Here is a 23,082-nt window from a genome sequence, read left to right as displayed (position 1 = left end):
CAGGAGACTATGGTGAAGGATGTGTTTTATTCCAAAAATAAGCTCAATAAAGCAGGGCAATTGGCGCGAACCTTTATTCAATCCAAGCTGACTCTGTTACTGATTGTTGGTATTCTGTTGTTTGGCGTACTTGCCCTAGAACGCACCCCGCGAAGCTATAATCCTGAAATTATTGTTCCAGCAGTAACTATTTCTGTGAGTCGCCCTGGTAGTGATAGCCAAGAAATGCTACATCAAATTGTTCGCCCACTAGAAGGGTTGATGGCCTCTATTTCAGGCGTTGAGCATACTTACGGGATGGCCATTGATGATAGTGCTATGGTTACGGTTCGCTTTAAAGTGAATGAAAATGAAGAGGCGAGCTTGGTTAAGGTCTATAACCAAATCAACAGCAACATGGATAAAATGCCCCCGGGTACTTTAATGCCTTTAATCCGCTCTATCAGTTTGTACGATGTTCCACTAGTGACACTGACATTACATGCTAAAGGCGCAAATCCAGTTGACTTACGCACGCTTGCCGATAAAGTCTTGGAGGAATTGCGCACCGTACCCCAAGTTGGGAAAAGTTGGGTAATGGGTGCATCACCTCAGGCTATTCGTGTCTGGCTGAACCCAAAGCACATGGCAGAGCACGCCATTTCAATTGCCAACATTCAACAAGCCTTCTCTGTTAATAACATCAGTCTTGACGCAGGAACATTAGAGCATGAATTAAGTGAAACATCTCTTCGCATCGAGGGCTCACTCATTTCCAATCAAGACTTAGCCAACATTATTATTGGAACTGATGGGGCCAAACCTATTTTATTAAAAGATATTGCGACTATTGAAAAGGGGCCTCAAGATGAAACTATTGCGTCCTATTTTGCCTATGGAGCACACGGCCCATTGAAGAATGCAGATATAGAACCTGCAGTAACCATTGCTCTTGCACGTCAAAAAGGAAGCAATGGTGTTGATGTAGCAAAAGCACTTTTGAATAAACTTGAGCAATTACAAAACAGTCAGCTCATTCCAAAAAATATAGATGTCTCAATCACTCGCAATTATGGAGATGAAGCTAATGATGCAGTGAATACTTTGGTCGAGCACTTAGGGATTGCGATTCTAAGTGTCGTGGTATTGCTGATGGTGTTTTTAGGATGGCGCGAAGCATCAGTGGTTGTTTTTTCTATTCCCTTAATTTTGTGCCTAGTACTTGGTATTGGCTGGCTATCAGGCCAGACTATCAATCGAATTACTTTGTTTGCGCTCATTCTTTCATTAGGCCTCTTAGTAGACGATAGCATTGTGGTGATTGAAAACATTCACCGCCATATTATTAAGGGAGTGCAAAAAAACTTTACCCGTTTAGTTATTTATGCAGCCAATGAAATTGGTAAGCCAACGATTATTGCTACCTTTACAGTGATGCTGGCGCTACTGCCTATGGATTTTGTAGGTGGAATGATGGGGCCGTTTATGGCGCCTATACCTTTTAATGCGCCATTGGCAATGATTGTATCCCTCTTTATTGCCTATAGCGTGGTTCCTTATCTTGCTTATCGTTGGTTAAGAACTAAAGCTAAAAAACAAATGAATGAGCATCATCAAAGCCATAGCACCTGGTTGCAGCGAGCGTACCTTGTATTATTCAAAGGATTACTTTACTCATCGAAAAAACGACATCTCTTTTATTTGATTATTGTACTATTGCTCTTCGCGGTATTACTCCAACCTGCCTGGCAATTTATTCGCCCTGCAGGCCCTAATGGCCCATTAAGCCCGTTAGGAGTTGAAATTAAAATGCTACCCGATGACAACGTGAATACCTTTTTAGTGTCCGTTGATGCAGGCGCTAACGCAACGTTAACGAAAACAAACGAGTTACTTCGCGAACTTAGTGCAACCATCCAAAAAAATCCTTACGTCACAGACTTGGAGCTGTACTTAGGAGAATCAGCCCCAGAAGATTTTGCCGCTCTGGTGCGTGGAGATAATCTATTAAGAGGCAGTCAATACGGGCAAATACGCGTGAATTTGGTGAACAAACATCATCGAGCTATTGGCTCACACCAAATTGCAACACAGGTTTACCAGGGACTTGTGCATTTGCAAAAACAACATCCCCAAAGCCATATCAAGCTTTTTGAAAGCCCTCCTGGGCCGCCTGTTCGCTCACAAATGGAGGCAGGTCTCTACGGGCCTAATTACAATGAATTGAGGTCTGTCGCTAATAAGATAACCTCTGAAGTGTATCCCAAAATATACGGCATGATAAATATTGATAACTCAGTGACTCAAGACACCAATCAATACCGCATTGAAATCAATCATAATGCAGTCATGCTGGCAGGCTTAGCCCCAAAAACGGTAGCGCAGGAGGTAAGCGCTTTGTTCAAGGGTATTTCCATCGGAAATGCACATGAACCCAATGCCAGACAGCCCGAGCACATCATCTTACGTCTTCCGCAAAAGGCACGTGAAGTTGCTCAAGTACTTAATCAGCTGTGTTTAAAAAATCAGCAACAACAACTAATCCCTCTGGCAAAAATTGCAACCTTACATGAAGATAAAGAGGAAAAACCCATCTTCACTAAAGATCAAACACCCGTTGTTTATGTAACCGGTGAAGTGTTGGGCACGAGCCCTGCTTATGCGGTCACTTCTGCAACAAATATGCTCAAGAAGCCCCCTTTTTCAATGGGGGTTGAAAATTTAGGATTTCATGAATCACAGCCTAATCGCTTTGCTAAAAGTCAACTCTTTTGGCTTGGTGAAATGCGCCTGACGTTGGATGTTTTTCGTGATTTAGGCTCAGCCTTTATTGTGGCTATAGTCTTGATTTATATTTTACTAACAGCTTTTTACCAGTCGTTTTTTATTCCCCTAATTATTATGGGGGCTATACCGCTAACTGTCATTGGCGTTTTTCCTGGCCATTGGTTAATGAACCAACCGTTCACTGCCACGTCCATGATAGGGGTAATTGCTTTAGCCGGAATTGTTGTTCGAAATTCGCTATTACTCATCGATTTTATTTTAGAACATCAACATCGAGGTTCCTCTATCGTAGAAGCCGTTATTGAGTCAGGCGTGGAGCGAATTCTACCGATTGTCTTAACAGCACTTGCTATTATTCTGGGCTCCGCTGTGATGTTATCCGATCCTGTCTTTGGCGGCCTTGCTATTTCTTTGATATTTGGTTCATTTGCTTCAACAGTACTTACCTTGTTTTTAATTCCATTGATCTATTTAAGTTGGTGGAAGCGTAACCATTAATTAGTATTAGGAGAATAGATGATGACTATTGAACGTATTATTCGAATTGTCGCTGGTGCCTTTGTTTTGATATCACTCGCTCTAGGCGTGTCGACCAGCCCAGTATTTATCAACGTTAATTTTTTATGGTTTACGGTATTTGTAGGAGCTAATCTTTTGCAAAGTGGATTTACAGGATTTTGTCCTCTTGAAATGATTTTAAAGAAGTTTATTGGGTAAGAGCTAGTATTCGGATATAAAAAATTAACGAAGTAAAATAAATAGGAACTAGTGTTACGAGTAATTTAACCCATAATGCCACCAGCGACATCGACAATTAAAAAGCCTCCCGTGAGCAAAAGAGCGAACCAAAGTAACTGCTCTTTTGAGTATTTTTTTAATCATGAGGTACATCCTTACTCATTATTGCTCCTCATCACCACCAGCTAATTTAATTTAAATGAAACACCATGTAAGAAAATTGCGGCAAGAATAAGAAAAGTAATTAAAGCGGTGTAAAAATGAATGGTTTTCTTAGTTTTTCTGAACCAGAAGATAAGACCAATCAATACAATAATTGCAATACCTAAAGAACCTAAAAACCATCCATTAGTAAACATTATGTTTTCCTATTTAGTCGTTCTTAGGTTGGTGGTTATGACCTCCATCACCACCAAATCCTCCCTCATAGCCAACCTCAGGATGAGCTGGAGCAGGTGTTGTTTTAGGAGTGCAGGCAGTTAAGCCCAGACCCAATAAACCGATCAATACAATTATTTTAAATCCATTAATATTCATTATTTCTCCTTAACAGCCAATCAAAATAACATGAAACTACTTACATCGTAATATACTCAATAACATAAGATAAATGCATCTTATCTTCTCCAATTTTACGTTTACACGCCACCTTTAAAAAAATTCATTTTTTAATATTCTTTACAAAATCAAGCAACTGTACTGCATCCTTCTTGGATATAGGTTTTTTAAAATAAGTAGCGCTATCGTGCAGGTTTTCCTGATTAGGGTTGGAAGTTAAAATGATCATAGGCGTATGGTTGTTTAATACTGAATTTTTTTGTATCTGGTCAATCAGCTCATGGCAATTTAAATTTTTATCCACTAAAATAAAATCATAAACTCTCATGAAAGCCAACTCTCTTGCCGAGTCATCATCTCCTGCCATATCCACCAAATGCTTCAACTCTAATAAATGCATACGAATGAGAATACGAATTCCTAATGAGGATTCCACCACTAAAAAACGCAATGGATGAGCGCTGCATTGTTCATTTTCAACCCAATCATTCATCATGCAACCTCTTTCGTGACAAACCCGCAAAGACTCTCATTATCCATTCATTTCCTGATATTCAGAATGCCCTTTATGGGAATTAAGTAAGCGCAGACCATTCGCAACAACAATTAGACTCGCACCCATATCAGCAAATACCGCCATCCATAGCGTTGCGAATCCTCCCAAGGCCAGAATAAAAAACACCCCTTTGATGGCAAGGGACAAAGTAATATTTTGGCGAAGAATACGCGCCGTTTTTCGGCTTAAATCAATGTATAAAGGCAGCATGGCTAAATTATCATTCATTAATGCAACATCTGCCGTTTCTAAAGCGGTATCAGTACCTTTCCCCATTGCAAAACTAATCGTAGCCTTAGCCAAGGCTGGAGCGTCATTGATTCCATCCCCCACCATTCCTACCGTTTTATACTGTTCCAAAAGGTGATTAATTGCTTGTAATTTTTCAGTAGGCAAGACATTCGCCTGCACTTCATCAATCCCCACCACTTTGGCAATGGCTTTAGCTGTTAAGGCATTATCACCCGTTAACATCGCTGTTTTAAGTCCTTGTTGATGCAAGGTGTCAATTGCCCATTTGCTTGTAGAGCGCAAAGTATCAGCCACCGCAAAAACCGCCAAAACTACCGCTGAATTACTCAAAATGACTGTTGTTTTTCCTTCCTCTTCCAAACGCTTAAGTTCCTGCTCTACAGCAAGAGAGCACACCTTATTATCTTCTGCCAGTTGATGATTTCCAACGTAATACAGTTCTTGACTAATAATGCCTTGCACCCCGCGGCCAGGAAGTGCTGAAAATTGCTCTACCTCAAATAAAGACCCATTAGGTTGGCTTTGCTTCCAATACTCAACCAAAGCATGAGCCACTGGATGTTCCGAATGACTATCAAGGCTTGCAGCCAGCACTAACAAGTATTCTTTTGGTTGGATTTTATCGTAAACGATAAAATCAGTCACCACAGGCTTCCCCTCAGTTAAGGTGCCTGTTTTATCCAGGGCAATTAATTTGAGCTGGTGCCCCAGTTCTAAATAGCTGCCGCCTTTGATAAGAAGACCATGTTGTGCTGCTGAAGCCAATCCGCTGACTACCGTTACCGGTGTAGAGATGACCAAAGCACAAGGGCAAGCAATAACCAATAACGTTAAGGCCTTATAAATCCAATCATAAAAAGGATAACCAAACACCAACGGGGGAATAAGTGCAATAACCAGTGCAATCAAGACCATAATTGGGGTGTAGTATTTGGCAAACTCATCGACAAAGCGTTGCGTTGGTGCCCGCTCACTTTGTGCCTGCTCAATGGCTTTACCAATTTTAGCAAGCAACGTATCACCCGAAGCCTTAGTGACTTTAACTTCAAAGGCACCGTGCTCATTTAAGGTTCCGGCAAACACGTCATCACCTACTTGCTTGCTCACCGGCATGGATTCCCCTGTAATCGGGGCTTGATTGACCGTACTTTGTCCCGATATCAACACCCCATCCAGTGGGATGCGCTCACCGGGTTTTACTTTAAATACCGCACCGACCGCTACATCTTCTACAGGCAAAGTCTGCCATTGACCATTATCCATTTTAATCCGAGCCACCTCTGGTGCAATTTGCATGAGACTGCGAATGGCAAGGCGGGCTTTATCTAATGAATAACGTTCGATTCGCTCAGCAAGAGCAAATAAAACGGTGACCATCGCAGCTTCCGGCCAGGCACCTATAATCATAGCCCCGGTGATTGCAATTAACATCAGGCTATTAATATTCATGGCCTTAGTACGAAGCGCGATTAAACCCTTCTTAAAAGTAGAAGGGCCACTTAAGATAATGGCAAGCACCGCAGGCAAAATGACCCAGATTGATTGCTCTTTGGCAATGAAATAAGCAGTTAACTCAGAGCAAAGCGCTAAAAGACCTGCCAAAGCAAGCAATGGCCATGACGAATCAACTTGCTTCTTCTCTTCTTTTGCAGAGGAGGTACTGCCTTGAACCCGAACACTCATGCCTAACGCTTCAATTTGTTTTTGCAACACATCAATAGCTGGAAGACGATGGTGCACGGTCACTTCCTCAGCAATGAAATTAAAATCCATCTGCGCCACTTCAGGAATCACTTTTAATTGCCGCCTGATTAATTGCTCTTCAGCCGGGCAATCAAGGCCTGCAACAAAAAAAGTGGTTAAGGTTAGAGGCTTTGTCATAATGAGCCCCCACATTGGCCGCAAAAATTTGCCCCTGCAGCAATAGTGGCGCCACAACTGCATTGAGTATTCTCAAGACCACTGCCACATTGACTACAAAATCGTGATCCAGGAGCTAGAGAGCTCTTACAGCGCGGGCAACTCAATCCTCTTGGCTCAGGATTGGTTGAGTAATTATTCTGTTGGCTTATTTGGCCATGATGAGAGCGTCGGTATCCGCCATGATGGCCGCCAAGACTTCCAAGCATTCGTTTTAGAAAACTCATGTTAATTCTCCGTCTCTTCAGTAAAGTGTTTGAGCATGTCCTCTAAAATACAACGCACATGCGCATCATAAATAGTGTAATAAATATGCTTTCCCTCTCTATTTGCTAGAAGAAGGCGTGCAGAACGTAACAGACTTAAATGATGGCTCGCCAATGGCACCGAAAGTTGCAGTTGTTCCGCCAGCTCTGAAACTGATTTTGGACCATGCAAACACTCGATAAGAAGCTTTAAACGATTAGGCTCACCCATCAAATGCAAGATATCGCTTAAAGTGATGATTTGGTCTTGAGTTAGCATAGTTTATTAAACAGTTAAATAAGTATTTAACTTTAAGTGTAGCTCATTCACAGCGGTTGTCAAAAACACTATCCGTTGTCCTTTGCTCAAAAGAGCTATAATTAAATGAATCTATTTTTGTATAAGGAAGAAGAATGACGACCCTTCTTTCAAATCACAGTCTTCTGATCATCTTAGGATTTGCTTTTTTTATGGGAATAATTTTAATTATTCTGGCAAAAGGGAGTTCCGGCCATAAAATGAAATTTATAACTCACTTGGGATTTTATCTTTCTCTTGCTGCCGCACTTATCTTTGCTATAGTGCTTTTTATAGATGTCTTTCCACTTATTTTAAAATGACAATCACCAATATGTTACAATTCCATCAAAGGAATCACTCATCCTCGCCTGATTTTTTAATTACTGATTTCTTGTGCCGCTCATGAAACAGGTAATACAAACCGGGTAAGACTAAGAGTGTTAGGAAAGTGGATGAGATAATGCCACCTATAACCACCGTTGCCAAGGGACGTTGTACTTCAGAGCCCGTGCCCGTAGCCAAAGCCATCGGCACAAACCCCAAAGAGGCCACTAAAGCAGTCATGAGTACCGGACGAAGCCTCGCCAGAGAGCCTTGTAATACCGCATCTTTTAAGTACATTTTTTTCTGTTCATGCAGTTTATTAATAAAGGTAATCATGACCAGGCCATTAAGAACTGCCACCCCTGACAACGCAATAAACCCAACACCGGCTGAAATGGACAAGGGAATCCCTCGAAGCCACAGTGCAAATACCCCACCAGTTAACGCCAAAGGAATGCCACTAAACACTAAGAGCGCATCTCGTACTCGACCAAAACTCATAAACAACAATAAGAAAATGCCCAATAGTGTGATAGGAACAACGATTTGTAGCCGTTGAGAGGCTGATTGCAACTGCTCAAACTGACCACCCCAGGTTACCCAGTAGCCACTGGGAATTTTGACACTCTGGTCAATCCGTTGCTTGGCTTCATTCACAAACGAGCTTAAATCCCGATTGCGAACGTTAGCACTGACCACCACACGCCGTTTACCACTTTCCCGACTGATTTGATTGGGGCTTTCACTACGCACCATTTTGGCTACTTCACTCAACGGAATAAAATGTCGTTCGCCATCTTTAGCCTGTGGCAACGGAATAAATACTTGGCGTAGTACATTAGGGTTTGTACGTAACTCTTCAGGCAAGCGCACCACTAAATCAAAACGCTTATCTCCCTCAAAGAGCTCGCCACCTTTTTTGCCGCCTGTGGCAATGACAATGGCATCTTGAACCGTGCCAATTTGTAAGCCGTAGCGTGCCAAAGCATCGCGATTGATTTCAACGGTTAGTAGCGGTAAACCACTGACTTGCTCTACTTTTACATCAGCAGCACCGGGCACTTTTTTTAATTGAGCACTGATGGCTTCAGCTACTTCCAGCAATGTATTCATGTCATCGCCAAATACTTTCACCGCAACATCACTACGAACCCCTGAAATTAATTCATTAAAGCGCATCTGAATGGGCTGAGTAAATTCATAGTTATTCCCCGGAATTTGCTTTACTGCCGCCTCGATTTCTTGTACTAGTTGCTGTTTGCTTTTTTTAGGATTCGGCCAATCCTTCCGAGGCTTTAACATAATAAACGTGTCAGCGACATTGGGCGGCATGGGATCAGTAGCCACTTCCGCAGTCCCTAGTTTTGCAAAAACACGTTTGACTTCTGGAAACTGGCTTACTCGCTCCTCTACTAAATGCTGCATGGTAATGGCTTGTGTTAAACTAGTGCCAGGAATTCGCATCGCGTGCATGGCAATATCGCCTTCATCAAGACTTGGAATAAATTCACCACCCAACCGAAATGCAAGCAAAAGACTTATCCCCACCAAAGCAACCGCAGCTCCTATCACCAACCTTCTGGCATGAAAACAGCGGCGCAAGGCTTTTGCATAAACAAGTGAGAGGTAGTGTACCAACCAATTTTCTTTTTCTTGTACACGCCCACCTAAAAAAATGGCAACGGCTGCTGGAACAAAAGTCAGAGCAAAAAGCATGGAGGCGAGCAGCGCGGTAATAACCGTTTGCGCCATCGGCAAAAACATTTTCCCCTCAACCCCTGTTAACGTTAAAATCGGTAAATAAACCACCGTGATAATAAAGACACCAAAGATACTGGGCCGAATCACCTCTGTTGTGGCATAAGCTATGACTTTCAAGCGCTCTTCTAAATTTAAAACACGATGCAAGGCATGCTGTTGTTCACCCAAATGCTTAATGCAGTTTTCAACAATAATGACCGCACCATCGACAATCAAACCAAAATCAAGAGCGCCTAAGCTCATCAAATTGGCACTGATTTTATTAGATACCATCCCTGTAATGGTCAAGAGCATGGATAAAGGAATCACCATCGCGGTAATCAGTGCTGCGCGAATGTTACCTAAAAACAAAAACAAAATAACACAAACAAGCAATGCCCCTTCGAGCAAGTTTTTCTTCACCGTATTAATGGTAGCGTTCACAAGCAAGGTTCGGTTATAAACCGTGACTGCTTCAATGCCTTCCGGCAATGATTTATTAATAACTTTCATTTGGGCCGCAACTCGTTCAGACACTGTGCGACTGTTCTCGCCCATAAGCATAAATACTGTGCCTAAAACGACTTCTTTACTGTTCTCTGTTGCTGCTCCTGTTCGTAGCTCCTTGCCTAAAGCCACTTCTGCAATATCACGAATTCGAATAGGTGTTCCTTCAAAGCTTGCAATAACAATGTTCTCAATATCAGTGATGTTTTGCACCTGCCCTGGTACGCGAATTAAGTTCTGCTCGCCATTAGTTTCAATATATCCTGCACCCACATTGGCATTATTGCGTTCTAATGCCTCAACCACATTGTTTAAGCTTAACCCATAACGAACCAGTTTCATGGGATCTGGAGTGATGTGAAATTGTTTTTCATAACCCCCAATGGTGTTTACTTCAGCCACTCCCTCTACATTACGCAGTTGCGGCTTGATAATCCAATCTTGAATGGTACGCAGTTCCGTTGGATTGTAACGTTGACTTGCTGGTACATTGGCTTTATTGGTTACCGTGTACATAAAAATCTCACCAAGCCCTGTAGAGATTGGGCCTAAAGTGGTTTCTACTCCTGGTGGGAGCTTGTCTTTTACCTCCTGCAAGCGCTCATTAATTAATTGACGCGCAAAATAAATGTTCGTGCCATCTTTAAAGACCACCGTGACTTGCGATAGTCCATAACGTGATAAAGAACGAGTGTAATCCAGATTAGGCAACCCGCTCATAGCCAGTTCAATAGGGAAAGTAATTCGTTGCTCCACCTCAAAGGGTGAATAGCCTGAGGCTTGAGTATTGATTTGCACTTGCACGTTGGTGATGTCAGGTACCGCATCAATAGGCAAACGTTGAAAATTATACACACCATAAAGAGCAATGATTGTCGTAAATAATAAGACAAACCATCGATGTTTTAGGGAAAAACGAATTATTTTTTCAAGCATTACCAATCCTTAGTGCTCGTGGCTTGCGCCATCCTTTCCTAACTCTGCTTTCATAAAAAAGCTATTATTGCTGACATAGCGCTGGCCTGCATCAAGCCCCGAAACCACTTCGACCCATTCATCATCCCTTTGGCCTAAAATAACAGGCGTTGCCTCAAAATAATCTCCTTGCTGGATAAAAATTACTTCTTTCTCATCCATGCGCTGAATAGCCGACAAAAGTATGGCAACTGGAACCGTTTTTTCTTTAATGGTAATTGCGGCATTAATGTACATCCCAGGCAACCAAACACGAGGCTCATTAGAAAGAACTGCTCGTGCGAGCGTTGTTTGACTGTCTTCAATGCCTAAGGGCGCAATGTAGGAGATGGTGCTGATGGATTTTGGTGTTCCTTCATCTCCAGTTACCACCACACTCATTCCTTGTTTTACTAAAGGCACCTCTTTACGATATAAGGTAAAATCAGCCCACACAGTAGCCAAATTAGCCACTTCATAAATAGGTTTGGTGCTTTGCGCAAGCTCCCCATTGGTTGCGTATTTTTGCACGATGGTTCCGCTCATGGGTGCATTAATTGTATAATTTTGTAAACTTTCGTTACTCTCAATCGTAACTAATACCTCCCCTTTGGTGACTTCATCGCCTAAATTCTTAGTCATTGATTTAATAATGCCTGAATAGCGTGCATAGATGGGAGCTAAGGTGTCTCGATTGGGAGCAATTTTACCTACGACTTTAAGTTGAGTTTTAATTGTTTGGCTTTGTGCCTTAGCCGTTTGAATGTCTGCCGCTTTTAGAATGGCTGGCACCATTTTAATGCGGCCTTCATAAGTCGCATAATGCCAGGTATAGCGTTTATCCTGAAGCTCTAATTGAATGCTCACATCAAAAGAATGAGGCTCTTCAATCACCTCAACGCTTTGTAAAAAATTCTCGACAGGAGTGAACGCAATTGCTTCTTTTTTATCACCAAATCGCTTTAACTGAACGGTCAATTGCGCTTTCCCAGGCGCGATAGGCTCACCATTCTTATACAAATAAGCGCGAAAATGCGGTGGCATGCCCCGTTCAAAAATTAAAAACTCAAGGGCTATATCTTCATCCTTAAACAAACGCCCACCTTGCGGACCCTTTTCCATGGTTTCTTGATGATTTTTTTCTTCATCGCCATGGGATTCTTCATTTGTTGCCCATAACGAAAAGGAACTCAACCCCAATAACAGAATTATAAAGGGCATGCAGGATAGGAATGGCTTTAAAACTCTCATTTACTCTCCTTAGAAGGCGCTAATCCTAAAAGCCCGGTCAGTTGAATTAAGGCTTTATGATAATCAGCATGAGCTTGTTGGTAATGACGCTCTTCTTCATACAACGAATTAAGGGCTGTGGATAATTCAATATACGTATAACGTCCCATTTGGTAGCCATCCTGTGCCAATTTGATTGATTTACGCGCCAAAGGTAATAACGAATTCGTCACCAAGCTCGCCTCATAATGACTTTGTTCGGCTTGTAGAAAAGCCCCATAGACATTTTGACGCACATCAAGGCGTGTACCTTGAAGCTCATGAGCCGTTTGGGTGTATTGTGCCTCAGCGGTTATGATTTTTCCTTGATTTCTATTGTAAACAGGGACTTCTGCAAAGGCTGAAGCCACTGCGGCATTACTGCCATCATCAGAGAAATGACGACCGCCTAATTGAATGTTTAAATCCGGCCACACAGATTTTTTAACTGCAGTAATAGTCGCACGCTTGGCGTGTAATTGCTGTTGAAGCTGTACTAACTGAGGGCTTTGCGGTAATTTTCTAAGTAACACAGCCCAGTTCAATGTCACTCCAGGAAGACCTTTATCCACTAATTGTCCATCAACTCGTAATCCATCACCTAATAGACGCGCCAATTTCGCACGCTGAAATAATGCATCCCTTGCAGCTTTATTTTCTTGAATACGCGCTTCGCCTAAGCGCACCTGGGCCAAACGTAAGTCTAATTCCGCTCCAGCGCCTGCCTTAACTCGACGCTCGATTGCGCTTACGATGTCTTGATTGAGGCGAATAAGTTTTTGGGTGACTTGATGCCATTGACCCGCATAAAGTGCATCCACATAGGCCACACCAACTGCCACATAAAGTATCGCTTTTTGTACTTGAATTTGGGCAAGAGAGGCTAAGTAATCTGAATAGGTTGCTTTTTTCAGATACTGCAACCGATTACCCAAAGGGATGGGCTGGGTCACTGATGCCGTAGTTTCTGCCGCCTCATAACTTGAATAACTCCCCGAGCCGCCAAAGTTTTCTGCGGTTAAAGTCACTTGAGGATTGGGATAAAGCCCACTTTGGATAAAAAAACCGCGCATGGCTTGTGCTTTATCTATTTCGGCCTGTAATTCGGGATTATTGCGATAAGCAATGCCCAGGGCTTGTTTGAATGTCAAAGGGGTGGCCGCGAGTGCCTCACTCGCTACAAGGCTCATTGCACTCCACACAACATAATAAAATAAATAACGCATTCCCTACCCTATCAAATCCTTGTCAAACCTTTCGTTCCAGTGTACCTTGATTTTGGGCCTTGATACACCTTATTGCTAAAAAAACCAGAAAATCATAGCATTAAGTCACTGAAATGATTACCAAACTGGTATACACTGATCTTTATAATCCATTAACTTGTTTATCCTATGCACCTACGATTATTATTTGTTTTTTTAATAATCTTGACTGCCGAACTTAAGGCTCAGTCATTAACTATTGGAATAGTAGCGTATGACCCGCCGTTTTCAATGAATGCCGACAAAAATCATTTCTTTGGATTTGATGTTGAGCTCATAACAGAGCTTTGCAAGCAAATTAAAGCTCAGTGTCAATTGAAACCCATGCTGTTTGACGAGCTGTTTACAGAATTAAAAGCGAGTAAAATTGACTTGGGGATAGCGGCAATTATCATCACCGACGAACGACAGAAAACCTTTCTCTTTAGTCTTCCCTATCTGGCAAGTGCAGCACGTTTTATGACCACAAAAAACGACTCAATTACATCTCTTAAAAAACTCAACAATAGATCAATAGGCATTATCAGAGGCTCTCTCTTCAAACAACTCATTACTCAGAAATTTAAAACCAATAGGGTTAGAGAATATCCTTCAACTAATCAACTCATCACTGCCTTAAATCAACAGGAAGTGGATGCCTTGCTTATGGATGACTTTTCGGCTGATTATTGGATAGCCAATAATAACACCTTGTTTAAAGGATTAGGTAAACCCTTCCCCGTCGGCATCGGTTATGGAATCATGGCCAAAATGGATTCTAAGATGCTAATGAACCAAATCAATCAAGCCTTAAAACATATCGAAAAAAATGGATTTTATTTATCTTTATATCAAAAATATTTTCACACCATACCCATGCATTAAAATATGAATCACTAACGGTTATCTTAATGTCAATTTTTTAATTTAATTCGGTTTAGTGGTGTCCGTGACCATGACCACGCGGGTGATACCCACCAAATACACGTTTAGGCTGTTTATTGTTTTTTGAATCTTCCTTATTAATAGAAGAAGCGCAGGAAGCCAACAAAAACATTAAAGAAATGAGCACTAATACATATGGGGTTACCAAACTAGATTTTTTCATCATTCGCATCCTTGGAATAACTCACTTGCTGTTATTTTTTAATATCATTATTATGGATGAAATAAAAGTAAATTGTACTCCTTTGGTTTTATATTCATTCAATATAAAAAAAACGGAGTTAAATTGATGAAATTTTATTCCCGTCAACACCGCACAGGAGGCGAATATGAAAAAAGAGGTTTTTATTTCAATCTGTGGCGGCCTTATTTTTTCGTTATCCACACAAACAATCCTGGCCGATGAAATTCCCAGTCGCACCTTACCTATGTCTGAAATCTTGAAAATTCTACAGACTCGCGGTTATAGCGTAATAAGAGAAGTTGAATTTGATGATGGTTTATATGAGGTGGAAGCCTTTGATGAAAAAGGGATTCAGCTTATTATTCGAATGAACCCAAATACAGGGGACTTTATCAACACCAATTTAAAAACCAAGAAATACCCCATCTCAATGCTTGAAGCGGCGCAGAGAATTGAGGGCGCTGGCTATCATACTATTTTCAAAATTGAAGCGCACGGCAGTCAGTATGAGGCAAAGGCCCTTGGTACAGAGGATAAAAAAATTAAATTACGCATCGATGCTAATTCTGGCAAAATATATATCCTTGAATAAGAGAACTAGAGTTATTAATTCTGCAACATTTAAAATTTTTCAATAAATAAAACAGCCAACCTATTTAAGTTAAGCTTAAAGAAATTTAAGACTTGACATCCTCTATCCTTATCCCAAGAGCCATCACGAATCAGCTGATGCCTGCAATGCTGCCTGTTTTTTAAATCCAAGGAAGGCTTAGCATGCACAAGATAAATATAATGACGTCATAAGAGATTTTCCAATCTAATATTTTAGATTTTTGCATCAGGGCGCAAGTTCCGGAGCGCTAGGCCACTTACCATCAAAAGTTAGCGCTTATTTTAACAAAATAATTTGTTTTCATATAGTTAGCATTAAGAATTTGAATGCTTAAGTTACAGAAACGGAGCAAATGTGAACTAGAACCTCCTTTCTGTAAAATAGAGGCTAATAAAGGCAGATAATCGCAAAATATCCCACACAATAAATACCCAGCCAAAAATTTCTTTGAAAACTTCTCGTGAACTTTTAATAAAAGGGTCCCAAAAATGCTTGAATAAATACATGATGTTCATGTGACATAAAGTTGTTATAGTATTTTCATACAGATAGATAACCAAAGTCTTTCTTTATTAGTAATTAATTTTCCAAATACTGCTAGAAAAACAAATAGTTCTATTCAATGTCTAGAGTGAATTCTTTAAAAAAATTTATTTTTAGGTAACAATGGCACTTTAATACTAGGGCGTGTTTTTAAAGTTTCAGCCACAATATAATACTTACTAGAGTTAGTGCTCCTAGAAACATGATAGCTGTTTTATCATAATGTGTAGCAATTCTCCTAAAACTTTTGACTCGATTAAAAAAACGCTCAACGTAATTACGCTCTTTGTATATATGTGTATCATGCTCTATAGGTATGATGCGATTCTTTTTGGATGGGATGACCGCCGTGATTCCTCTATTTTTCAACTCCCCGCGAAATTCATTGCTATCATAAGCCTTATCGGCTAATAAATACTCGGATAGTTCATCACCGAGCAATTCCTTTGCTGTTTTTATCTCACTGTCTTGTCCAGGTGTTAAAATAAAACTCAAAGGCAATCCAAAAGAATCAACCTTTACATGGATTTTTGAGCTAAAACCACCTTTGCTTCGGCCTAGTGCTTGTTTCTCTTGGCCGCCTTGAGCTCCAGCCGCATGTTGATGTGCTCGAATAACGCTACCATCCATCATGTGCCATTCGTGATCGCCATCTTTTTTTTAAAATTTCAAGTATTCCATTGAAATGTCCATTTTTAACCCATCGATTATAGCGACCATAAACACTTTGCCATTTTCCATAATCAGGTGGCAAATCTCTCCAAGGCGCGCCAGTCCTGATAATCCAGCAAACCGCTTCGATAAATAATCGATCATTTTCACCATGACGACATTTGGGCGCATGTGAGCTTATAATAATGGGAAAAATTATTTAAAGGAGAAACCATGTTAAAAAAGTAGCGTTTACCATGTATCCTGTCGAAAATTTAGATCGAGCGATGGATTTTTATAAAAAAAATCTTGGTTTAATACCTAGCAAAATATCTGCGAATGGTCATTGGATAGAGTACGACTTACCCCAAGGCGGATGCTTTGCAATCACAACCCTTGCGGAAGGTGTTAAACCAAGTGCTGTGTCCGGGGGTAGTATTGCTTTTGAAGTGGAAGGTTTGGATTCCTTAACGCAACAATTAAAAAAGAATGGGGTAACATTCAAATTGGATACTTTTTCATCACCCGTATGTAGAATGGCAATTATCATCGATTCTGAAGGAAATGCTATTACACTGCATGAGCTCAATCAATAAGTCTGTATACAAAGGATAAATGATGATGTTTGCTAAATGTTCTGTATTTATTGCTACAAGTCTTGATGGCTTTATTGCAAGAGATAATGGTTCTATTGATTGGCTAATGAAAGCAAATGAGCTTGTGCCCCCAGGTGAGGATGGTGGTTATAAAGAGTTCATATCTACGGTCGATGGACTCATTATGGGGAGGCATTCTTTTGAGAAAGTCTTATCATTCGACCCTTGGCCTTATGGTGAGCTTCCTGTCATAGTGATGAGTAGCAAACCTATAGAAATTCCTGCTCATTTAAAATATGTTTCAGCATCTTCCGAAACACCCATCGAGCTCGTTAAGCGGTTAACTGATGAAGGATTTAAGCATCTTTATATTGATGGAGGAATAACTGTCCAAAATTTTATAGCCGCGAATTTAATCCATGAATAACAATAACCATCGCACCAGTCTTGCTAGGTTCTGGTCGTTCATTATTTGTACATTTGACACAAGACATTGAACTGGAGCATCTTGAAACCAAATGTATTGGCGGTGGTTTTGTTCAGTTGAAATATCGGATGGCTGCGGTACAGGCGAACCCATAGCACAATTTTTAATTAAACAAGGATATAAAGTAACGGGCATTGATGCAAGTCAAAAAATGATTGAGCAATACAAGATAAGATTCCCAGATGCAAAATGGCTACTTGCTGATATGAGAACTTTAGATTTACAAGAGAAATTCGATGCGGTCATTGCCTGGCATAGTTTCTTTCATTTACCTCATGATGATCAACGAAAAACATTAAAATCTCTTGCTTCTTTGGTAGAGCAAAATGGTTTATTAATATTTACTTCCGGACCCGAGTACGGGGAAGTCTGGGGTGATAATGGGGGATATGATTTATATCATGCATCCCTTTCGTCTGAAGAATATACTCAAATTCTTCTAAAGTGCCATTTTAAAGTCCTTGTACATAACATTAGGGATCCTGATTGTGGGGAAGCAACTGTTTGGGTTGCTCAAAAAAACCACATTACTCCAGAGTAAAATGAAAAAAACTTCTTCAAATCTTATACTCAAAAATAATGGGATATCTATTTGGCATCATAGGAGATTTTTTAACACCAATTTTGATGCATCCCATTTTCTTGTAAAATGGTTCAGCACCAGGATCGCTCCATAATTTGAATCTACTAACACCATTTGATTTAAAATCTTCTACCATCATAGACCACATTTTTTTACCGAAGCCTTTACCAATATAATCTAGATCAATAAAAAAATTATCCAGTTCAGACTCTTTATTTCTGATGCTAAAACTATAAAAACCCATCACCTTTTCGGGTTTTTCAGTATTTCTTTCACAAAAAAGTTGCACTGTATTTTTTTCAAGATAGTCTGTGGTCATTTGAAAAAGCTGCATGAATTTATCCATAAATGCTTTATCATATCCCCAATAAGATTTTGAGCGATACATTAACTCATTGATCTGTTTTAATTCATGGACACCAGCTCGTACACATTTTACAATCATCTAGACCCTAACAATTTTTAATAGAAGCGCTATATCCGAATCGCCATAGAGCCAGTATTTAGCATCATCAGTATATTTCAGCCACTAATTTTACATCATACTGAGGCTACTGGTAAAATCGAAAACCAAAACTTTATCCTCTAAAACAATGACTATTGAACAGAATGAATTAGAGATTAAAAATAATCTACATCAAAGCATTACATGGGGACAACCTATTCCACTTTCCCCAATCTTAGCCCCTGACTGTCCTTACCCAGTTGAGGCACTTCCCTCAATTGTTAAAAAAGCCGTAGTAGACTATCAACAATATGGACAGCAACCTCTGCCTTTGATTGCATGCAGCGCCTTGGCTAACATGTCTTTATCATGTCAATCACTTGCCAATGTAGCGCGAGACAACTATTTAATTAGTCCTGTATCGCTTTATTTTTTAATTGCCAGCGGCTCTGGCACCCGAAAAACTGCTGCAGATAATGTTTTTTCGAGGGCAGCGCGTCACTGGGAAACACTTATTCGTAAAAGGCGCGAACCTGAAGTGTTGTCAGCGCTAACGCAACACCAAGTATGGCAAATGGAAAAAGACAGTTTATTCTCCCAAATCAAACGTGCAACCTATACGGGAGAAGACTCGGATTATGCCAAAGAAATGCTTGATGAGTTAATTCATCAAGAACCGGAAATTCCTTTGCAACCCACTCTTTATTTTGAAGATGCTACCCAAGAAGCACTGGCTATTCATTTAGCCCAAGGTTGGCCTTCTGCATCCTTATGGTCTGATGAGGCAGGCATCATCTTGGGTAGCCATAGCATGCAAGGCAATCCAACTCGTTTTGTAGCATTGCTTAATCGTTTGTGGGACGGTAAGACGTTCACAGCACATCGTAAGACAACGCAAGGATTTACCATTGAAAATCGGCGTTTAACACTTAACTTGATGATGCAACCGCTTATCTTACAACAACTTACCAAGCAAGCATCCGGTATTAGCCGACAAAGCGGTTTTTTAGCTCGTTGCCTTATGGCTTATCCTGCCAATAGTATGGGAAATCGATTTTACCAAGAGCCGCCTGCCTCTTTACATTCTCTAACCCATTATGAGCAACGCGTCACTGCCTGCTTAAACCAGTCAGAACAATTAAGCCATCAAGGTTGTATTCAACTTCCATTGTTGAAAATGAGTATGGCCGCAAAACAACAATGGATTTTATTTTTTAATGCAGTGGAAGCTGGGTTAAAACCTCAAGGCCAGTGGGTCGATGTCGTTGATTTCGCGTCAAAGGCCGCTGAAAATACAGCGCGACTTGCAGCACTCTTTCATCTTTTTGAAGGACGCCATGGGGATATTGGTGTAGAGCATACCGAAAATGCCATTGAAATAATTAGTTGGCATTTGCAAGAAGCACGACGAATTATGCCTACTGAAACCGTTTCTTTGCAGTTTTCCGATGCCCTAAAACTTATGGACTGGTTTATTGAAAAAAATATTAGTTCAACAACCTTACGAACTATTCAACAATTAAGTCCATTGCGAGATAAAATAAAACGCGACCAAGCGGTTGAATTATTAGTGGAGCACAATCAAATACGCATTGTAAAATCAGGTTCAAAAACGATGGTGGAAGTGAATCCACGCGCATGCAAAGTGCCAACATGAGTTTTGTTTAATACTTTTAACTTTATCACACCAATTTACAGGAGAAACTCGTGCCCTTTAACATGCTAAAAGAATGGTTGAACAAGGAAAAAGAAAGGGGGATTGAGGATCCTTCCTGTGCTGTTTTAAGTACTTGTAGCAGCTCTAGCGAACCTCATAGTCGAGTGGTGGCCATTCGGGAAATTGAAACAGAGAGTCTTTTATTTTTTACGCAGCAAAAAACACGCAAGGTTGCTGAATTATTAAATAACCCTAAATCCTGTTTAAATTTTTTATTTGCGATGCAGAACCGACAAGTTATTTTAGAAGGTACAGCAATCCCCATTTCTCAAGAAGAAAATGAAGCTTTTTGGAGTACTCTTCCTCGTGAACGCCAATTGAGATTCTCTGCTTATGCTCCTACTTCAGGACTTGTCATTAAAGATTTAAACCAATTGGAAACCAGGAAAAAAGAATTGAGTGATCAATTTGCAGGACTTCCTATCCCTATGAGCGAGTATTATTTCGGTTTTCGCTTTATCCCAGAAACATGGATTTTCTACACGGTCGGCTCTATTTCTTTTTCTGAAGTAATTCGCTATACGAAGATAGAAGATTCTTGGAAATCAGAATTAATTTCCCCATAGGTGATATCATGTACATGCTTTGTTTTTGTGTTCCAGAAACCCATTTAGAAATTGTTAAAAATGCTATTTTTGCTACAGGCGCAGGGAGTGTTGATCATTATCAGCATTGTGCTTGGCAAACATTGGGTGAGGGGCAATTTATGCCATTACCTGGAAGCCATGCTTTTATTGGGGAAATCAATCAGCTTGAAAGAGTACCTGAATATAAAGTAGAAATTATCTGTACTGAAGAGCAAATCACAGTGGCTGTTGCGGCCTTAAAGAAGGCTCATCCCTATGAATCACCTTCTTATCAAGCGTTTCGGGTTGAGAGTATCTAATAATAAACAATGCTTCCAATATGAACCAACTTACATTCAAATAAGGACCTAAAAAATGTTACCCAAAAATGCCAGTTTGGGACATATAGCCCTAGCAGTTAATAAACTTGCTGAATGTGAGCAGTTTTATAATTTATTGGGATTGCAAACAGAACTTAAAACGATGGGCTACGTTTATCTTACAGGCAATAGCGACAATTGTGAAATTGGGGGAAAATCGTTGAATCTAACGCTCTAATATAAATAAAAATGTTCTCTTGTATGCCACTTTTATCACGATCGTTACTTCCAATACGGTTGTAACCTAAAATAGTAGCGACGATGCAAAATTTTATTCACGAACACTGCGCAAAATTTTCTCACCATGGTTAATGAGCAACGAGATATGTCCTTCATGATCCAAAACTTTTAGTGAGGCGTTAGGGATTAATTTTGCATAAAGATTGGCATGAGCTAACGGAGCTTGTTTATCTAATCTACCTTGCCAAATGACAACAGGGCACTTTATATGGCTCATATCAAATCCCCAAGGCTTTAGGCTTAATTGAATTTCTTGAGATACGCCTGTAATACCACCTTTAAAAGCCTCTAACGATGATTGGATAAATAAATCACCAGCTTCTGTGTCACCTAAAATACGCTGATCTACCTCTGACATTTTACTCGTCATTTTTTTTAATATCCCGGGTTTTTTCAGCATCAAAAACATGAGATTTACCATGACGGTAGCAATTGGGGGTATTGCTTTAATCATTTTATTTATAAACCGCTGTCCTCGTCCTAGACTTGCTGTAGCCTCAGGTATTTCAAAAGGCCCCATACCTGAGACAATCGCTATTTTATTTAACCGATGAGGTATTTTATATCCACATCCTGCAACAAAAGGAGCTCCACCAGAGTGACCTATAATAGAAAATTTAGGGATACCTAAGTAATTGGCAAGAGCCTCAACATCATCAGCCCATGAAAGAATAGTGCGCGTTGGATGTTTAGAAGATAAACCCATTCCTGGTCTATCAATACTAATTAATCGATAATGATTTAAACATGCTATATTTTCCCAATGCCCAGCCTCAAGCCTAGAACCTGGAAGTCCATGAAAATAAAAAACTACCTCTCCTTTTGGATCTCCAAACTCAGCATATCCAAGTGTTCTGCCATCGTTTAACAGAATAGTAGAATTAGTAAAGCAAATTTTGGTATTCATAATAATTTCCCAGAAAGATAGTGCTCTACTGATGCTTCTATCAGCAGAGCAAGATGATCACGATAGCTTACGTTCAGCAAAAACTCTCATAGCAGCTACCAAATAATCAACCAAACCAGGGTGATATTTATTATAAAATAATCGAAAATCTGGATGGTCCAGGTACATTTTTCCAAGTCCTAAATATGTCTCCTTTGTTGGTGTCCAAAAATTATTAACCCAATCGTAATGTTCTTGGATTAATGCCTGAACCTCATCCGAATCAGTCCTAACTCCTTTTGCTAATGCATTGGCCAGCTCAAGATTAAGCTTTTCACCCGCATTTTTAAACTGTTCCCAATTTGATTTTTTCCAGTGAGAAACACGCGTCCAACTATCATCAATTTGCTTTTGTGATATCACTCCTGTTTCGAGCATATATTTTTCGTGCTCTTGTTGTTTGATGGGATCGAAGCCATCATACATTTCCGCATCACGCATAATTATTTTTCCTCTTAAATGTGAAATGGTTTTATCAATCGTCTTGATGAGCGTTGCTGTTCGTTCAAGACTAGATTCCAAAGCAGATTTATGTCTTTTTAATGATTCTATTTTATCAAAATCATCACTACTCATAATCTGTTGGATATCATTTAGAGGAAAACCAAGCTCACGAAAAAATAAAATCTGCTGTAACATAAGCAGCTGCTCTTCTTTGTAATAACGATATTGATTGCCACCATAGTAGGCAGGTTTTAATAAAGCAATTTCATCATAGAATCGCAGAGTGCGGGTACTGACCCCTGAAAGCCTCGCCAATTGATTAATCGTGTATGCCATTTTGCTCTCCTCTAATTGACAACATACACGAT

At 40.2% G+C, this 23,082-nt stretch carries 26 protein-coding genes and 1 pseudogene; 12 read left to right on the top strand and 15 right to left on the bottom strand.

Annotation, left to right across the window (positions count from 1 at the left end; all coding sequences use genetic code 11):
- The first annotated feature begins 9 nt into the window (after positions 1 to 9).
- A complete protein-coding gene (locus tag ACN4Z1_RS04430) occupies positions 10 to 3,264 on the top strand; it encodes an efflux RND transporter permease subunit (RefSeq protein WP_058393155.1) in 3,255 nt (1,084 codons plus the stop codon).
- Between the two features lie 18 nt (positions 3,265 to 3,282).
- The gene (locus ACN4Z1_RS04425) at positions 3,283 to 3,483 is read left to right on the top strand and encodes a YgaP family membrane protein (RefSeq protein ID WP_021460616.1); all 201 of its coding nucleotides are present in this window, start codon (positions 3,283 to 3,285) and stop codon (positions 3,481 to 3,483) included.
- A 206-nt stretch (positions 3,484 to 3,689) separates the two neighbouring features.
- Here ACN4Z1_RS04425 and ACN4Z1_RS04420 read toward each other — a convergent pair whose 3' ends face one another.
- The 6 genes from ACN4Z1_RS04420 to ACN4Z1_RS04395 all read right to left on the bottom strand — a co-directional run bounded on the left by ACN4Z1_RS04420 (position 3,690) and on the right by ACN4Z1_RS04395 (position 7,315).
- The gene (locus ACN4Z1_RS04420) at positions 3,690 to 3,863 is read right to left on the bottom strand and encodes a hypothetical protein (protein ID WP_021460617.1); all 174 of its coding nucleotides are present in this window, start codon (positions 3,861 to 3,863) and stop codon (positions 3,690 to 3,692) included.
- A 13-nt stretch (positions 3,864 to 3,876) separates the two neighbouring features.
- Positions 3,877 to 4,041 carry a hypothetical protein gene (locus ACN4Z1_RS04415; protein WP_021460618.1) on the bottom strand — a complete coding sequence of 55 codons (165 nt, stop codon included), beginning with the start codon at positions 4,039 to 4,041 and terminating at the stop codon, positions 3,877 to 3,879.
- Between the two features lie 124 nt (positions 4,042 to 4,165).
- Entirely contained in the window at positions 4,166 to 4,558 is a 393-nt protein-coding gene (locus tag ACN4Z1_RS04410; RefSeq protein ID WP_021460619.1) for a response regulator, read from the bottom strand.
- Between the two features lie 36 nt (positions 4,559 to 4,594).
- On the bottom strand, positions 4,595 to 6,751 hold the full coding sequence (locus ACN4Z1_RS04405) for a heavy metal translocating P-type ATPase (RefSeq protein ID WP_021460620.1): 2,157 nt from the start codon (positions 6,749 to 6,751) through the stop codon (positions 4,595 to 4,597).
- A complete protein-coding gene (locus tag ACN4Z1_RS04400; RefSeq protein WP_021460621.1) occupies positions 6,748 to 7,017 on the bottom strand; it encodes a zinc ribbon domain-containing protein in 270 nt (89 codons plus the stop codon). The genes ACN4Z1_RS04405 and ACN4Z1_RS04400 overlap by 4 nt, the downstream gene beginning before the upstream one ends.
- A gap of 1 nt (position 7,018) precedes the next feature.
- The gene (locus ACN4Z1_RS04395) at positions 7,019 to 7,315 is read right to left on the bottom strand and encodes an ArsR/SmtB family transcription factor (protein ID WP_021460622.1); all 297 of its coding nucleotides are present in this window, start codon (positions 7,313 to 7,315) and stop codon (positions 7,019 to 7,021) included.
- Between the two features lie 134 nt (positions 7,316 to 7,449).
- On the opposite strand from ACN4Z1_RS04395, the gene ACN4Z1_RS04390 reads away from it, so the two are divergent.
- Positions 7,450 to 7,656, top strand: coding sequence for a hypothetical protein (locus ACN4Z1_RS04390; RefSeq protein WP_021460623.1), 207 nt, complete (start codon positions 7,450 to 7,452; stop codon positions 7,654 to 7,656).
- A 34-nt stretch (positions 7,657 to 7,690) separates the two neighbouring features.
- On the opposite strand, the gene ACN4Z1_RS04385 is transcribed toward ACN4Z1_RS04390, so the two are convergent.
- The 3 genes from ACN4Z1_RS04385 to ACN4Z1_RS04375 are packed head-to-tail and all read right to left on the bottom strand — an operon-like array spanning position 7,691 to position 13,356.
- On the bottom strand, positions 7,691 to 10,843 hold the full coding sequence (locus tag ACN4Z1_RS04385; protein WP_021582687.1) for an efflux RND transporter permease subunit: 3,153 nt from the start codon (positions 10,841 to 10,843) through the stop codon (positions 7,691 to 7,693).
- Between the two features lie 9 nt (positions 10,844 to 10,852).
- Complete coding sequence (locus ACN4Z1_RS04380; RefSeq protein ID WP_021460624.1) at positions 10,853 to 12,112, bottom strand: efflux RND transporter periplasmic adaptor subunit; 1,260 nt, start codon at positions 12,110 to 12,112, stop codon at positions 10,853 to 10,855.
- Positions 12,109 to 13,356: a TolC family protein gene (locus ACN4Z1_RS04375; RefSeq protein WP_021582686.1), complete on the bottom strand. Its 1,248-nt coding sequence runs from the start codon at positions 13,354 to 13,356 to the stop codon at positions 12,109 to 12,111. Before ACN4Z1_RS04375 ends, ACN4Z1_RS04380 begins: the two co-directional genes overlap by 4 nt.
- 168 nt (positions 13,357 to 13,524) lie before the next feature.
- Here ACN4Z1_RS04375 and ACN4Z1_RS04370 point away from each other — a divergent pair, with 168 nt between their 5' ends.
- Positions 13,525 to 14,259, top strand: coding sequence for a transporter substrate-binding domain-containing protein (locus ACN4Z1_RS04370; RefSeq protein ID WP_032831349.1), 735 nt, complete (start codon positions 13,525 to 13,527; stop codon positions 14,257 to 14,259).
- Between the two features lie 52 nt (positions 14,260 to 14,311).
- On the opposite strand, the gene ACN4Z1_RS04365 is transcribed toward ACN4Z1_RS04370, so the two are convergent.
- Entirely contained in the window at positions 14,312 to 14,485 is a 174-nt protein-coding gene (locus ACN4Z1_RS04365; RefSeq protein ID WP_154694749.1) for a hypothetical protein, read from the bottom strand.
- A gap of 163 nt (positions 14,486 to 14,648) precedes the next feature.
- Between ACN4Z1_RS04365 and ACN4Z1_RS04360 the strand changes: the two genes are divergently transcribed.
- Positions 14,649 to 15,095, top strand: a complete 447-nt coding sequence (locus tag ACN4Z1_RS04360; RefSeq protein ID WP_021460627.1) for a PepSY domain-containing protein — start codon at positions 14,649 to 14,651, stop codon at positions 15,093 to 15,095.
- 714 nt (positions 15,096 to 15,809) lie between these two features.
- Here the strand turns inward: ACN4Z1_RS04360 and ACN4Z1_RS04355 are convergent.
- Both ACN4Z1_RS04355 and ACN4Z1_RS04350 read right to left on the bottom strand, forming a co-directional pair.
- Positions 15,810 to 16,298 (bottom strand): annotated as a pseudogene (locus ACN4Z1_RS04355) (IS5 family transposase); the annotation flags it as partial.
- Positions 16,279 to 16,512: a transposase gene (locus ACN4Z1_RS04350; protein WP_369410940.1), complete on the bottom strand. Its 234-nt coding sequence runs from the start codon at positions 16,510 to 16,512 to the stop codon at positions 16,279 to 16,281. The pseudogene ACN4Z1_RS04355 and the gene ACN4Z1_RS04350, both read right to left, overlap by 20 nt.
- A gap of 55 nt (positions 16,513 to 16,567) precedes the next feature.
- On the opposite strand from ACN4Z1_RS04350, the gene ACN4Z1_RS04345 reads away from it, so the two are divergent.
- From ACN4Z1_RS04345 to ACN4Z1_RS04335, 3 genes are all read left to right on the top strand, one after another.
- The gene (locus ACN4Z1_RS04345) at positions 16,568 to 16,906 is read left to right on the top strand and encodes a VOC family protein (RefSeq protein ID WP_021460631.1); all 339 of its coding nucleotides are present in this window, start codon (positions 16,568 to 16,570) and stop codon (positions 16,904 to 16,906) included.
- A gap of 22 nt (positions 16,907 to 16,928) precedes the next feature.
- Positions 16,929 to 17,333, top strand: a complete 405-nt coding sequence (locus ACN4Z1_RS04340) for a dihydrofolate reductase family protein (RefSeq protein ID WP_230305094.1) — start codon at positions 16,929 to 16,931, stop codon at positions 17,331 to 17,333.
- Positions 17,334 to 17,424: 91 nt separating this feature from the next.
- The gene (locus ACN4Z1_RS04335) at positions 17,425 to 17,934 is read left to right on the top strand and encodes a class I SAM-dependent methyltransferase (protein ID WP_021460632.1); all 510 of its coding nucleotides are present in this window, start codon (positions 17,425 to 17,427) and stop codon (positions 17,932 to 17,934) included.
- Positions 17,935 to 17,950: 16 nt separating this feature from the next.
- Here ACN4Z1_RS04335 and ACN4Z1_RS04330 read toward each other — a convergent pair whose 3' ends face one another.
- Positions 17,951 to 18,421 (bottom strand): GNAT family N-acetyltransferase, encoded by a 471-nt coding sequence (locus ACN4Z1_RS04330; protein ID WP_021582682.1) that lies wholly within the window; start codon positions 18,419 to 18,421, stop codon positions 17,951 to 17,953.
- Between the two features lie 148 nt (positions 18,422 to 18,569).
- Here ACN4Z1_RS04330 and ACN4Z1_RS04325 point away from each other — a divergent pair, with 148 nt between their 5' ends.
- From ACN4Z1_RS04325 to ACN4Z1_RS04310, 4 genes are read left to right on the top strand one after another with little or no spacing between them, the layout of a single operon-like run.
- Entirely contained in the window at positions 18,570 to 20,078 is a 1,509-nt protein-coding gene (locus ACN4Z1_RS04325) for a YfjI family protein (RefSeq protein ID WP_021460635.1), read from the top strand.
- A gap of 50 nt (positions 20,079 to 20,128) precedes the next feature.
- On the top strand, positions 20,129 to 20,704 hold the full coding sequence (locus ACN4Z1_RS04320) for a pyridoxine/pyridoxamine 5'-phosphate oxidase (protein WP_021582681.1): 576 nt from the start codon (positions 20,129 to 20,131) through the stop codon (positions 20,702 to 20,704).
- Positions 20,705 to 20,712: 8 nt separating this feature from the next.
- Positions 20,713 to 21,024, top strand: coding sequence for a hypothetical protein (locus ACN4Z1_RS04315; RefSeq protein WP_025520126.1), 312 nt, complete (start codon positions 20,713 to 20,715; stop codon positions 21,022 to 21,024).
- A 55-nt stretch (positions 21,025 to 21,079) separates the two neighbouring features.
- Positions 21,080 to 21,262, top strand: a complete 183-nt coding sequence (locus ACN4Z1_RS04310; RefSeq protein WP_011212541.1) for a hypothetical protein — start codon at positions 21,080 to 21,082, stop codon at positions 21,260 to 21,262.
- Positions 21,263 to 21,355: 93 nt separating this feature from the next.
- On the opposite strand, the gene ACN4Z1_RS04305 is transcribed toward ACN4Z1_RS04310, so the two are convergent.
- Entirely contained in the window at positions 21,356 to 22,231 is an 876-nt protein-coding gene (locus tag ACN4Z1_RS04305; protein WP_011212542.1) for an alpha/beta fold hydrolase, read from the bottom strand.
- Between the two features lie 57 nt (positions 22,232 to 22,288).
- Positions 22,289 to 23,050, bottom strand: coding sequence for a MerR family transcriptional regulator (locus tag ACN4Z1_RS04300; protein ID WP_011212543.1), 762 nt, complete (start codon positions 23,048 to 23,050; stop codon positions 22,289 to 22,291).
- Positions 23,051 to 23,082: the final 32 nt, after the last annotated feature.

The organism is Legionella sp. ST3F1 (assembly GCF_048553315.1).
Classification (GTDB): Bacteria; Pseudomonadota; Gammaproteobacteria; order Legionellales; family Legionellaceae; genus Tatlockia; species Tatlockia donaldsonii.
The sequence above is the reverse complement of the archived record's forward strand: the minus strand, read 5'-3'. Positions and strand labels throughout refer to the sequence as shown.